This window comes from Bartonella sp. LJL80 (assembly GCF_054871565.1).
The window spans coordinates 1-13527 of the sequence record NZ_JBTXLM010000008.1 but is presented as its reverse complement, the minus strand read 5'-3'; the positions used below and the strand labels follow the sequence as shown (position 1 = coordinate 13527).

The following is a 13527-nucleotide window of genomic DNA, read 5'->3' as shown; positions in this document are numbered from 1 at the left end:
AAAGCAGCCGCTATCAAGCGACGAAATACCGACGATTGACCTTGATTGCGCTTCATGCGAAAAGGTCTCAACATAAAACATGTGTCAATAAATCAAGATTTCTTATCAGTGAGATGTTCGAATGATTCAATTTAAAAATGGCCCTTCGGGTTTTACAAAAGGGCTGGTTATCCTTCTCAGCCTGCTTGTATTAATCGCAGGCCTATATTTTACCGCCTTGGGCGGTTACCTGCTCTATCTGGGCAGCTCCACTTGGTATTATCTGGCGCTTGGCATTTTGCTTTTGCTGAGTGGGCTGTTTATGGTTCGCCTGCGCCCGATAAGCGTTTGGATTTTCGCTGTCATCTACATCATGACAGCAATCTGGTCCTATCTTGAAGTGGGGCTGAGCTACTGGCAACAGTTCTCCAATCTGTTTGCACTTTCGGTGGCATTTTTCCTGACCCTGTTGGCTTATCGCCCGATGGTCAAAAAACAGGGCAAACAGGCCGGTGCAACATCTTTGGTTTTGGCTGCATTGGTATTTGTCGGTATGGCTGGCGCTATCGTTTCGTCATTCACGCCTAAAAATGTCATCCACACGGCACAAGTTGCAGCCCCTGCCCTTCCTGTTTCACCAGACAAGCAGCAGAAAGACTGGAAGAACTGGGGAAATGACGATTTTGGCAGCCGCTTTGCAGCGCTCGACCAGATCACACCGGAAAACATCGACAAGCTTGATGTTGCGTGGACCGCGCATACCGGTGACATCCCGCAAAGTACCGGAGCAGGTGCCGAAGACCAGAACACACCGTTACAGGTAGGAAGCAATCTCTACGTTTGCACTGCCTATGGTAAAGTGCTTTCTTTGAACATCGATACTGGCAAGCAAAACTGGGTGTTCGACCCGAAAGGAACAGCACCCAATTGGCAGCGTTGCCGCGGCTTGGGCTACCATGAAGCACCAAAGCAGGCCACAGCAGCTGAAAACAAGGTTTGCAGCAAGCGTTTGTTTTTGCCAACAGGTGATGCCCGTTTGATCGCCTTGGATGCCGATACCGGTAAAACCTGCGCTGATTTCGGCCAGGATGGCGTCGTGGATTTGAAAGTCGGCATGGGCGAAGTCAAGCCCGGTTACTACCAGCAGACTTCGACGCCGCTTGTTGCCGATGATGTTGTTGTTGTCGGTGGCCGCGTTGCCGATAACTTCTCAACAGACGAGCCTCCCGGCGTCGTGCGCGCTTTCAGTGTTTATGACGGCCACCTCGTATGGGCATGGGATCCCGGCAATCCGGATTTGACGGGCGTTCCACCTGAAGGTGAAACCTACACACGTGGAACACCCAATGTTTGGGCGGCTATGTCATTTGATGCCAAACTTGGCCTCATCTATCTGCCGACCGGCAATTCAACGCCCGACTTCTGGGCGGGCTATCGCACAGAAGCTGACGACAAATATTCTTCATCTGTCGTAGCGGTTGATGTAAAAACCGGCAAAGTGCGTTGGCACTACCAGTTCGTCCACCATGATATCTGGGACTTCGATACACCGGCCCAGCCTGTGCTGCTTGATGCGCCAGATAAAAACGGCAATATGGTACCTGCCCTTATCCAGGTGACCAAGCAGGGTGAAGTCTTCCTGCTGAACCGTGAAACCGGCGAGCCGATTTCAGAGGTTGAAGAAAAGCCCGTTCCACAAGGAAATGTCGCCGGTGAACGTTATTCGCCGACACAACCTTATTCGGTTGGTATGCCGTCATTTGGCAATGCCACATTGACCGAAGCGGATATGTGGGGTGCAACGCCATTCGATCAGCTTTTGTGCCGTATCGAATTCCGCAAAATGCGTCATCAGGGCGTATTCACACCACCCGGCCTCGACTATTCGCTACAAATGCCGGGCTCTCTCGGTGGGATGAATTGGGGCTCTGTTTCCACAGACCCAACGTTGAACTATGTCTTTATCAACGATATGCGCCTTGGCCTTGCCAACTATCTGGTCGAGCGCAAAGACATTCCAGCCAGCGCGTCTGGTATTGAAATGGGTATTGTTCCCATGGATGGAACACCGTTTGGTGCGATGCGTATGCGTTTCCTTTCACCACTCGGCGTACCGTGTCAAAAGCCGCCTTTCGGCACCATGTCGGCTGTGGATTTGAAAACGCGCAAAATAGTTTGGCAGGTTCCTGTCGGCACTGTGCAAGACACAGGCCCGATGAACATGGCGCTTGGCGTTCCTGTTCCGATCGGTATGCCAACCCTCGGTGCCTCGATGGCTACGCAATCCGGCCTTGTTTTCTTCGCTGGAACACAAGACTTCTATTTGCGTGCTTTTGACAGCCGCACCGGTAAGGAAGTCTGGAAATCACGTCTGCCAGTTGGCAGCCAAGGTGGCCCGATGACCTATGTTTCACCGGAAACCGGCAAGCAATATATCGTCATTACCGCCGGCGGTGCGCGTCAAAATCCAAAGCGTGGTGATTACGTCATTGCCTATGCTTTGAAAGATTAATCAACATTTCAATCGTTAAACAGATAAAACCCACCGCGCTTAACCGCGGTGGGTTTTTCTTTGGCAGACCGACAGCCGAGCCTTCATAGCAAGTTTGGTGTTTGATGAACCAAACATGTGCTCAAGGTTCTGTTTTTGAGCATTTTTTATCCGATAGGAGCAGGATAAAGAATTGATCCGGTGAATCAATTCTCCTGCGGATGCGCTTCACACTTTTCGGAAAATGCTCTAGAGCCGGATCCATTTATCTGAACGAACTGGATTGAATAAAAAGTAAGTCCCCACGGTCGCAGACGGCGCCTGCATTGACTTGGATCCTATGTCTGAATTTATATTGTTTAACTACAATGCGATCATGCTTGGTCGCACAATTTTTACTCGGCCCCTATCGTCGAGCAAGAAGGCTCAACAAGACCAATATTGAATAGCGTTTTCTAACTCTCATGAATGAATAGACGCTGCTTCAAGCTCAACCGGAAATTGCTTGCCGTTGAAAATCATCGTCAAAACGAAGACTATCCGATGATTGCAAGTTGAAAATTGCAGCCGTTGGCTGTCTGATATTAGAGCGGTACCCGATTGATGTGAAACATCAATTGGATAAGATACCGCGACAAATCAAAAACTTGAGACGCGCCGGCCGGATAGCATCAGGTCGAAAAGCGCTCTAAGGCCCAGTGAACAATCAGGCGCACGCAATCCGACGGATGTGAAACGAGAGATATCGCGCAACAAGCGGCGGTTTATTAAAACCGTCGCGTTTTTTCCTGCTTTTGTAGGATCGCTCCGATTTCATCGACTTTTTGTTTCGATGGCATCGCATAGCCAAGAGCAACTGAACTGGTTTGCATGCGATCAACCGGCGCTGGCGTCGGTGTCGGCACAAAGCGATAATCTGCCTGAGCGACCATGACCGGCGCAGGTGCCGGTTCAACCTGATTAACCAAAGCGGGTGCTGGCTCTGCTTGCGCCACCATGACTTGTGCCGGCTCCGCTACAACTTTCGGAGCAGAGGTTTGGGTGCGGCCCGGCGTTGTAAACTGCGGCACATTTCCGCTACGCTCTTGCGAGAACGCAAATGCGACATCATAAGGCGCATCGTTGACCGGGACTTGCAATTGGCCGTCACGGCCGCGTTTTTCATAAAATGCATTGCCACCGGCAACCTGCACATAATGCATGTTTTTATACGGGAAGGTCATTCCAGCCGTGTGGAAGAACATCGCATTCTTACTCTTTTTTGCCCGTTCGCCCCGCAAAACCGCATCAGCAGCTTCTTCAACACGCGCTACCGAAGCAGATTCAGTCATGGGACGCGTCAGCACACCAGGAGCAAACTGGTTAGGCTGTCCGACCACACCGCAAATTGTTTTAGGATAGGCTGTCGAGTTGACGCGGTTCATCACAACTGTGCCGACAGCAACCATACCATCACGGCTAGAGCGGTTGGATTCAAAATACATCGCGCGCATAAGGCAGGTTCGTTCCGTCAATGGGTAGGCGACTGTTTTGCTTTTCTTTTTATGACCAAAAGAATCAAACCCGGCGTGGTTTGAAGCACAGCCGGTCACAACCAGAGGTGCCAATACAACAGCGGCAATACCTGCCCAGCGGACTTTCAACATTTTACGCAACTTCGATCTCATGCTTTGTTACCATTCCCGCATGCGCTAACACACAGACAAATGAAGGCAAAATAAAGGCAACCGATAAGAACCGCCACATTCTTGACAAATTCTTGAAAAGTAAGCCTTTTTCGCAAAAGACTATGCAGAGAAAACCTTTAAAAAAACATTAACCGAATGCGTATCCTGCACCTCTCACAGTACGAATGAGATCAATTTCACCTTCATTGATGGCCAAACGTAAACGCCGAATATGCACATCCACCGTACGATCATCGACAAAATTGTCACTACCCCAGACATTATCGAGAAGTTGGGCACGGGAAAAAACGCGGCCTGGGGCGCGCATGAAAAACTCCAGTAATTTGAATTCGGTGGGGCCTAAACGCAGTTCGTCATCGCCCCGGAACACTTTATGCTTGTGCCGGTCGAGTATCAGACCACCTGCCTGCAAACTATCAGCAAGCACATCAGGATTGGCACGGCGCAGAAGTGCCTTAATGCGCGCAATGAGTTCCGGCATTGAAAAAGGCTTCACGATAAAATCGTCCGCACCTACATTCAGGCCGCGTATCCGTTCATCCTCTTCACCGCGCGCTGTCAACATGATGATTGGCAATTGTTTGGTTGCAGGCCGATTGCGCAAGCGTCGGCACAGTTCGATCCCCGAAAGCCCGGGCAACATCCAGTCCAGCACCAACAGGTCTGGAATGTTATCTTCAAGCTCGTATTCGGCTTCTTCACCATCACTGATGGTACGAACGAAATATCCTTCCGCTTCGAGATTGTAACGCAAAAGCGTAATCAACGCTTCCTCGTCTTCGACAACGGTAATCGTTGGCTTATGCGTCATCGGGGAAATCCCTCTATTCGCTGCTGAGGGCATCGACGCCCACCTTATAAGTCAGGTCATCACGCGGACGTTCCGTCGACATATAGGTGCCGGTTATGATGTAATGCAACGTTTCGGCGATATTGGTGGCATGATCGCCAATACGCTCGATGTTCTTGGCACAGAACAACAAATGCGTGCATGCAGTGATGTTGCGCGGATCTTCCATCATATAGGTCAGAAGCTCACGGAAGAGCGAGGTATACATCGCATCAATCTCGTCATCACGTTCACGCACGGCATCAATACGTTCCAACGAACGGCTTGCATATGCATCGAGCACTTCCTTGAGCTGGTTGAGAGCGAGAGAGGCAAAGGCTTCAAGACCACGATAGAAGGTCGCCGGTTGACGGGTTTCTGCAATTGCCGGCGCACGTTTGGCAATGTTTTTACCCATGTCACCAACCCGTTCAAGATCGGCAGAGATACGGATTGCGCCAATAATTTCGCGAAGATCAACCGCCATCGGCTGCCGCTTGGCAATAATGGTCACGGCTTTTTCGTCGATATCACGTTCACTTTCATCGAGGAACATATCATCGGCGATAACTTCGCCCGCAAGACGTAAATCGTCATGGACGATGGCTGCGACAGCCCGTTCGATCATACGTTCGGCATGGCCGCCCATTTCAGCAATCTTGGCTTCCAGATATTTCAGTTCTTCATCGAATGAACGAACGGTATGGTTTGTAGGCATTGTCATTCTCCTGAATTCCAATTAGGGCAATTCTAGATCAAGTGTGACACAGTTTTCGGTATAGAATTGCGATAAAACAAAAACTTCGAGCGCATCCGCTGTTTACTATTAGTTGGACACACTCTAGCCGAAACGGCCCGTAATATAGTCTTGCGTGCGCTGCTCTTTAGGCGAGGTGAACATCATTTCTGTTTCGCCAACCTCGACCAAATCACCAAGATGGAACATCGCTGTATATTGTGAAACACGTGCCGCCTGTTGCATCGAGTGCGTGACGATGACAATGGTATAATTCTGACGCAAATCGTCTATAAGTTCTTCAATACGGGCTGTTGCTATTGGATCAAGCGCAGAACATGGCTCATCCATCAAAATGACTTCCGGACTGACAGCGATTGCACGCGCAATACACAAACGTTGCTGTTGCCCACCGGATAAACCGGTTCCGGCTTCATGCAAACGATCTTTGACTTCTTCAAACAGGCCGGCCTTCGCCAGACTTTGTTCAACGATTGCGTCCAGCTCCTTACGGGATTTCGCAAGCCCATGGATACGCGGGCCATAGGCAACATTTTCATAAACCGATTTTGGAAACGGATTAGGCTTTTGAAAAACCATTCCGACACGGGCACGAAGCTCGACGACATCGATTTTAGGATCGTAAATATCCTGACCATCAAGACTGAGAAGCCCCGAGACCTTAGCCCCCTCAATCGTGTCGTTCATACGGTTCAGACAGCGCAAAAAGGTCGATTTACCACAGCCCGACGGGCCGATCAGCGCTGTAACCTGATGTTCGGGGATATCAAGGTTTATACCATGCAAAGCCTCTTTAGCTCCGTAGAATACTTTAACATCCTGACCACGCATTTTGATCTTCATTATAGACCTGACCTTATTTTCAGCACCCATTTTTGCAGGGCTTTTTTTAAAAAACGAGAGGTGATGTTTCCAATCACCAGCGGCGTTCAAATTTGCGCCGCAGAATAACTGCTGCAATGTTCATCACTGCCAGAAACAATAGCAGGATGATGATGGCACCGTAGGTGCGTTCATTAAACGCGCGTTCCGGCTCGTTGGCCCACATAAACACCTGCACGGGAAGTGCCGTGGCGGGATCTTCCGGTGTTTTCGGATAGTCGACAACAAAGGCAACCATACCGATCAACAATAGCGGTGCCGTCTCACCCAATGCGCGAGCCAAGCCCAGAATAGCACCTGTCAGAATGCCCGGAACAGCCAGTGGCAATACATGCCCGAAAACGGTTTGGGTTTTGGAAGCACCAAGCCCCAAAGCCGCATCGCGGATGGAAGGGGGTACAGCACGCACAGCGGAGCGTGTTGCGATGATGATTGTCGGCAATGTCATCAATGTCAAAACCACACCGCCGACCAAGGATGACGCGCGCGGCCAATGGAGAAAATTGATAAAGATTGATAGTCCGAGCAAACCAAAAACAATGGAGGGAACCGCCGCCAGATTGTTGATATTAACTTCGATGAGATCGGTAAATTTGTTGCGACGGGCATATTCTTCCAAGTAAATAGCTGTCGCCACACCAATCGGCAAAGATAGTACCAGAACGATTGCCATCATATAGGCCGAACCGATGATTGCCACACCCAAGCCCGATGTTTCCGGACGGCTGGATGCACCGAAAACAAACAAGCCTTTGTTGAATGCTTCATAGAGCACGCCTTCATCGGCCAATGTATTCATCCACGCAACCTGTCGGTCAGACACTTTGCGGTTTTGCTCATCAACACTGAGGTCGATCTGCCCCTTATAGGCTGAATCAATATCGGCGGCGGCAAGAACTGTCACAGATTGGGTTGTACCGATCAGCTCCGGATTCTTCATGACCATATCGCGCAATTCTACACGAACACCGTCAGAAAACATCCGGTTTACATCACGCATCGCCTGGCGATCGCTCGTATCAACATGCAATTTTTCGGCAAGAGCGTTGCGGACAAGAAGTGGATAGTTTGCGGCAATCAAAACTTGTGGATTGGTTTGCCGCTGCCCCTTCGGATCGATGATTTTTTCATCCAGGTGAACCTGCAAGGTCATCGACGTTTGTTCAAATGCCGTATAGCCCTGACTGATGATCGACCATAAAAGTACAACAAGAAAAAACAAGCCGATGGCAATAGCAGTAAGTCCATAGGCACGGAACCGACGCTCTGCCCTGTAACGACGTTTTAGCCCGATATCGCGTTGCTGGGGTTGGACAGTGCTTGTCATTCATACTGCTCCCTGTATTTACGCACGATATAGAGCGCAAAGATATTCATCAAAAGCGTCAGGACAAACAATGTCATACCCAACGCAAATGCCACCAGTGTCTGGGGCGAATTGAATTCGAGATCACCGGTTAACTGGTTGACAATCTTGACGGTAATCGTGGTCATCGCTTCAAATGGATTGATCGTCAGATTGGCGGCCACGCCGGCGGCCAACACAACAATCATCGTTTCACCAATTGCACGTGAAGCCGTGAGCAAAACAGCACCGACAATGCCGGGCAACGCCGCGGGAAGGATAACCTTTTTAACGGTTTCGGATTGCGTGGCTCCCAGACCATAGGAACCATCACGCAAGGTTTGCGGTACAGCTGTTATGATGTCGTCTGAGAGTGACGATACAAACGGGATCAACATGATACCCATGACGAGCCCCGCAGTCAGCACGCTCTGCGACATGATGAAACCCTGCCCGCCAGCTATGGCGATCGATAAATCACGCAGGAACGGACCGACCACCATCATTGCGAAAAAGCCGTAGACAATTGTAGGAATACCGGCCAACACTTCCAAAAGCGGCTTGACGATGGCGCGCATGCGACCAGAGGCATATTCAGACATATAGATAGCGGCAAACAAGCCGATCGGCACCGCGAACAGCATGGCCACAAAGGCAATGTAAATTGTTCCGGCCAACAACGGAAGCAGGCCGAACTGACCTACCTCGCCACCTGAACCGGCCGAGGCAAAACGCGGATCCCATACAGTTCCTAAAAAGAAGTTCGACAGTGGAACGGAATTAAAGAAACTGATGGTTTGAAAAAGCATGGAAAAGATGATACCGACAGTGGTCAGTATCGCCACGATTGACGCTATAATAAGCCCACAAAGCACCATCTTCTCGACTTTGTTGCGGGCGCGCTTTCGCTGCGACACTTGCATAACACCGCAGAAAAAACCTATGACGGCAAAGATTATGGCAATCACAGACCCTATAAAATAGGCCACGGACGCTTTCTTGCTCCAATCTATGGCGATCGGGACAAGATAGTCGTCACCATCTGTGGGCAGAATAATGCCTTTTTCGGCCATATCAGTCTTTAAAGCGGCATAAGACAACGGAGCAACAGCATTTCGCGCAGCAAGCGCCGACAAATCTTCATTGGTTTGGGAAAACGCGTTTGTCAGGCTGCGGATCGTACCCAACGCCAAACTATGATTGCGTTGTTGCCCCTCGCCTATTTGCGCATCCAAATGTGATGACGCGCGCTGTTCCAGATAAATGGAACTTCCAGCATCCCACAATACAAGAACCAGAAGCGCGGGAATGACAGTAATAAGAAATGTCCACCATCCGTAATAATGCGGACGGGAATGCATTTTTTGCCCCTTACGCTCAATCGACGTAGCGCGGGAATAAGCCAAAACAAAGCCCACAACACCCAAGGCAATGATAATCAAAACGATAAGAGATGCTGACATTTTGCCTTCCGGTTTTACGCAAAAAAAACGACGCGGGGTAGTATCCCGCGTCGTAAAAAAATCTTAGTTGGCAGTCATAACCTTGCCTTCTTCGAAGGCTGCACGCTGGGCTTCACGCTCATTGTCAGGGGCTGCAACCAAACCATATTCAGCCAACGGGCCATCAGGGCCAACCATCTGATCGGAAAGGAAGAATTCAACATATTCTTTCATACCCGGAACCACACCCAGATGTGCTTTTTTCACGTAGAAGAAAAGCGGACGTGATACAGGATATTCCCCACTTGCAATGGTTTCAACGCTTGGCTTTACGTCATTCACCGTTGCGACCTTAAGCTTGTCGGCATTGTTTTCATAGAATGCCAAACCAAAAACACCAACGCCCGTCTTGTTTGATGCGATGCGGGCAAGCGTTTCTGAATAGTCGCCATCAATATCAACAGCCTTACCATCCTTACGAACAGCGATACATGCCGCGGCAACAGCCTTGTCATCCATGCCGGCTGCCTTCATTGCATCGGCAGCGCCACTCTTTTTACAGCCTTCCGTCATCAATTTTTCTTCAAAAACTTCACGGGTACCGTGCTTTTCACCTGGAATATAGGCTGCAATGTCCCAATCTGGAAGATCGGCATTCACGGCATTCCACTTGGCTGCCTTGTTAGGCTGCAATTTGCCATCCACGACGACCTGAGCTGCCAAGGCTTTATAAACATCGACAGGTGCAAGCTTCCAATCCGGGCCATTAATATCCGTAGCAAAGACAATACCGTCATAACCAATGCGCACTTCCTGAACGTCTTTTACACCGGCATCGAAACAAGACTGCAATTCCGTCTTCTTCATCGGGCGTGATGCATTGGCAATATCGATGGTATTTTCGCCAACACCGCGACAGAATTCCTTGATGCCGGCGCCAGAGCCACCGGACTCAATAACCGGCGTCTTGAAGTTCGGATAGGTTTCGCCGAATGTTTCAGCAACGATCTTGGCATAAGGCAAAACCGTGGACGAACCGGCAACCTGAATCTGGTCGCGGGCACTGGCCACGCCTGTGGATAGTGCGACTGCAAGGCTTACGCCTGCAACTGTTGAAAGCAATTTGTTCATCCATCGAACTCCTTGAAATTTGGATCAACTATGATGCCGAACAGATTTCCGGCAACCTGACACTCCGTTTAAGTCCGTTCTGTTACTGCTCTATGACACAAATATTACATTTTGATGACAGCTTTGCCTATCACTCTTTCAAGATTTCAACCTTTTCTTTTTGCTTCGACATTATCCCAGAATAGCGAAGCGATGTCGGCGCCGCCAAAACGTTTGATTTCGCGGATACCTGTGGGCGATGTGACGTTGATTTCGGTCATATAGTCGCCAATCACATCAATCCCTACCAGAATGAAACCACGTTCTTTCAATGATGGCCCAATCCGTTGACAAATTTCAAGCTCGCGTTTTGTCAACTCGGTCTTTTCCGCGCGTCCGCCAACATGCATATTGGAACGCGCATCTGTCTCAGCGGGCACACGATTAATCGCACCGACCGGTTCACCATCAATCAGTATAATTCGCTTATCCCCTGCCCTGACATCCTTGAGATAGCGTTGCACGATGAACGGTTCGCGATAGAGCGTATCGAACATCTCCAAAAGTGACGTCAGATTACGATCGTCCTTTTTCAGGTGGAAGACTCCTGCCCCGCCGTTTCCGTAAAGAGGCTTGATAATGATTTCGCCAAACTCTGCACGAAAAGCATTTACCTCTTCTACATCGCGGGTAATGAGCGTTTCTGGCATCAAATCGGGAAATTCCGTGACAAAAATCTTCTCGGGGCTATTGCGCACCCATGCCGGATCATTCACGACCAAAGTTGCAGGATGGATCCGTTCAAGAAGATGTGTCGTTGTGATATAATTCATATCAAATGGCGGGTCCTGCCTTAACAGCACAACGTCCATAGACGTCATGTCGGTGTGCACCGGTGTTCCCAAAGTGAAATGGCTTCCCTCTTCATCTTTAACCGTGAGTGCTTCAAGCCGCGCCGTCACCACACCATCGCGCATTGAAAGCCTGTCAGGGGTGTAATGATACAAACTATGCCCACGCTTTTGCGCTTCTAGTGCGAGCGCAAAAGTCGTATCCCCCTTGATATGTATCGTTGAAATATGATCCATCTGAATGGCAATTTTCATCAGCTCAGCCTCATCTCATTAAAAGCGGACTGGTCAACCGTCCGCAAGACTATTAAAGTGGTGCCGACTATGACAAGGGACAAGGCATGACGCAAGCGCCTGACAACAAATTAAACAAGCTGGAAATTGAACGTTATGCACGCCACATCATTTTAGGCGAAATTGGCGGTTCAGGTCAGCAAAAACTGAAGGCTGCGCGCGTACTGGTCGTTGGTGCGGGCGGCCTCGGCGCGCCGATTCTTAGCTATTTGGCTGCTGCTGGTGTCGGAACATTAGGCATCGTCGACGATGACACCGTATCGCTTTCCAACCTGCAGCGGCAAGTTATCCATGCCACGGATAAAATAGGTCAGCTCAAAACCCAAAGTGCGGCCGATGCTATCGGAGCCGTTAATCCGCACATTCGTGTGACACAATATTGCTTGCGTCTTAATGCGACCAATGCAACCGAAATCATCGAACAATATGATATTATTGTCGATGGATCAGATAATTTTACTACACGCTATCTGTTGGCGGACATGTGCGAAATTTTACGTAAACCTCTGGTAAGCGGTGCGATAGGCAGGTTTGATGGGTCAGTAACAGTTTTAATGCCCTATCAGGACAACAATCCATCCTACCGCGATCTCTTTCCAGTGCCTCCACCTGCAGGTGCAGTTCCCACATGCGCAGAGGTCGGTGTTATCGGCGCTCTTCCTGGCGTTATCGGTTCGCTACAAGCCATGGAAGTGATCAAGCTTATTGCCGGCATTGGCGAGCTTCTTGTTGGTCGTCTACTGCTTTATGATGGCCTCTCGGCACGCTTCGAAACTATCCGATATAAGCGCCGAAAGGCAAAAACCAATGTGACTAAAGCTTCGGATCATGATCTCTAATGCTTATCGCTAACATCTTTGTCGACGGATAGATTGCTTTCAGCAATATTTTCTTTCAAGACCGGATTATCGGGATTTGACCACGGCCCGCCTCGATCTTCCATGTTCCCGCCATCCACAATCGTTTGACTCGTCTTCATAGCAGAGCGGTTTGGCACGCTGCCTGTGTTCGGCGAAGAACGGTCAATAGTCTGGGCATTCACAGAATTGGATTGTGCTTTCTCATTCGTTGTCATTCTTTTCTCTCCGTTAAATGGGCCGTTAAAGAATAAACGTCGAAGGGACAGAAAGTGTTCCGGTTAAAAATCGCTATTAAAGCTTCGCAAAATATATAGACAGAGAGACAGAAGCGCTTCTGCAAAAGATTCATCGCGGCAATTTGCTCCGGTCACCGTGGGTCGGCAACCGGAGCTGAAACAGTTTCAGCAGAGCCAAGGGGTCAAAATCTGGCTCTGAATCCCACTGTTCCATTGAGCGAGTAGCTATCACCGAAGTCGGAGAATGAGGTGCGGCCATCAACCTCGCCATAGATCGAATAGGCATCGTCCTGCCAATTGTAGGAAACACCCGTGCCAAGCCCGCCCCAGAAACGATCCGAGCGATTGCGGAAGTCAACATTCGTTACCGAGACCTCCGTTCCATTCAGGAACTCATAGTAGAGATTGCCAATGCCATAGGTCTTCAAACGGCGCGTGTCCCCCGCTTCAGACTTCCATGCCTTCTCCCGGTTGAATGCAAGCCCCAAACGACCCGTCAGCGCATCACCATCTTCCCGACTGACATGCACATCATACGCATCACGGAAACTGTCAAAATCCACCGCATTATAGGAAAGCTGTGCTTGCGGTGTCATCGTCCATTCCTGGTTGAGGGCAATCTTCCTGCCCGCCTCGACCGATACCGCATAGCCCATGCCATCATTGCCATTGACGAGATCACGACGGTTTAACCAATCCGACTTGATATCCGTATCATACCACATGACCTGCGCCACACCGTCAACATAGACATCATTGGCAC

General features: G+C 49.7%; 12 protein-coding genes. 2 read left to right on the top strand and 10 right to left on the bottom strand.

Going from position 1 to position 13527, the window contains the following annotated elements:
* Positions 1 to 121: 121 nt before the first annotated feature.
* Positions 122 to 2491 (top strand): membrane-bound PQQ-dependent dehydrogenase, glucose/quinate/shikimate family, encoded by a 2370-nt coding sequence (locus ACYSNS_RS11915; protein WP_461723388.1) that lies wholly within the window; start codon positions 122 to 124, stop codon positions 2489 to 2491.
* Positions 2492 to 3237: 746 nt separating this feature from the next.
* Here ACYSNS_RS11915 and ACYSNS_RS11910 read toward each other — a convergent pair.
* The 8 genes from ACYSNS_RS11910 to gshB form a co-directional block, all read right to left on the bottom strand.
* On the bottom strand, positions 3238 to 4137 hold the full coding sequence (locus ACYSNS_RS11910) for a cell wall hydrolase (protein ID WP_461723387.1): 900 nt from the start codon (positions 4135 to 4137) through the stop codon (positions 3238 to 3240).
* A 148-nt stretch (positions 4138 to 4285) separates the two neighbouring features.
* Positions 4286 to 4969, bottom strand: a complete 684-nt coding sequence (gene phoB / locus ACYSNS_RS11905) for a phosphate regulon transcriptional regulator PhoB (protein WP_461723386.1) — start codon at positions 4967 to 4969, stop codon at positions 4286 to 4288.
* A gap of 13 nt (positions 4970 to 4982) precedes the next feature.
* The gene (gene phoU, locus ACYSNS_RS11900) at positions 4983 to 5705 is read right to left on the bottom strand and encodes a phosphate signaling complex protein PhoU (protein WP_461723385.1); all 723 of its coding nucleotides are present in this window, start codon (positions 5703 to 5705) and stop codon (positions 4983 to 4985) included.
* Between the two features lie 123 nt (positions 5706 to 5828).
* Positions 5829 to 6587, bottom strand: a complete 759-nt coding sequence (pstB, locus tag ACYSNS_RS11895; protein WP_461723384.1) for a phosphate ABC transporter ATP-binding protein PstB — start codon at positions 6585 to 6587, stop codon at positions 5829 to 5831.
* 73 nt (positions 6588 to 6660) lie between these two features.
* Positions 6661 to 7953 carry a phosphate ABC transporter permease PstA gene (gene pstA / locus ACYSNS_RS11890; RefSeq protein WP_461723383.1) on the bottom strand — a complete coding sequence of 431 codons (1293 nt, stop codon included), beginning with the start codon at positions 7951 to 7953 and terminating at the stop codon, positions 6661 to 6663.
* Positions 7950 to 9434 carry a phosphate ABC transporter permease subunit PstC gene (pstC, locus tag ACYSNS_RS11885; RefSeq protein WP_461723382.1) on the bottom strand — a complete coding sequence of 495 codons (1485 nt, stop codon included), beginning with the start codon at positions 9432 to 9434 and terminating at the stop codon, positions 7950 to 7952. Before pstC ends, pstA begins: the two co-directional genes overlap by 4 nt.
* A 63-nt stretch (positions 9435 to 9497) precedes the next feature.
* On the bottom strand, positions 9498 to 10544 hold the full coding sequence (locus ACYSNS_RS11880) for a PstS family phosphate ABC transporter substrate-binding protein (protein ID WP_461723381.1): 1047 nt from the start codon (positions 10542 to 10544) through the stop codon (positions 9498 to 9500).
* Positions 10545 to 10690: 146 nt separating this feature from the next.
* On the bottom strand, positions 10691 to 11629 hold the full coding sequence (gshB, locus tag ACYSNS_RS11875) for a glutathione synthase (RefSeq protein WP_461723380.1): 939 nt from the start codon (positions 11627 to 11629) through the stop codon (positions 10691 to 10693).
* Between the two features lie 86 nt (positions 11630 to 11715).
* Here gshB and ACYSNS_RS11870 point away from each other — a divergent pair, with 86 nt between their 5' ends.
* Entirely contained in the window at positions 11716 to 12507 is a 792-nt protein-coding gene (locus tag ACYSNS_RS11870) for a molybdopterin-synthase adenylyltransferase MoeB (RefSeq protein WP_461723379.1), read from the top strand.
* Here ACYSNS_RS11870 and ACYSNS_RS11865 read toward each other — a convergent pair.
* On the bottom strand, positions 12504 to 12743 hold the full coding sequence (locus ACYSNS_RS11865; RefSeq protein ID WP_461723378.1) for a hypothetical protein: 240 nt from the start codon (positions 12741 to 12743) through the stop codon (positions 12504 to 12506). The genes ACYSNS_RS11870 and ACYSNS_RS11865 overlap by 4 nt on opposite strands.
* A 203-nt stretch (positions 12744 to 12946) precedes the next feature.
* Positions 12947 to 13527 (bottom strand): autotransporter outer membrane beta-barrel domain-containing protein (locus ACYSNS_RS11860; protein ID WP_461723377.1); only part of this gene is annotated, 581 nt, incomplete at its 5' end.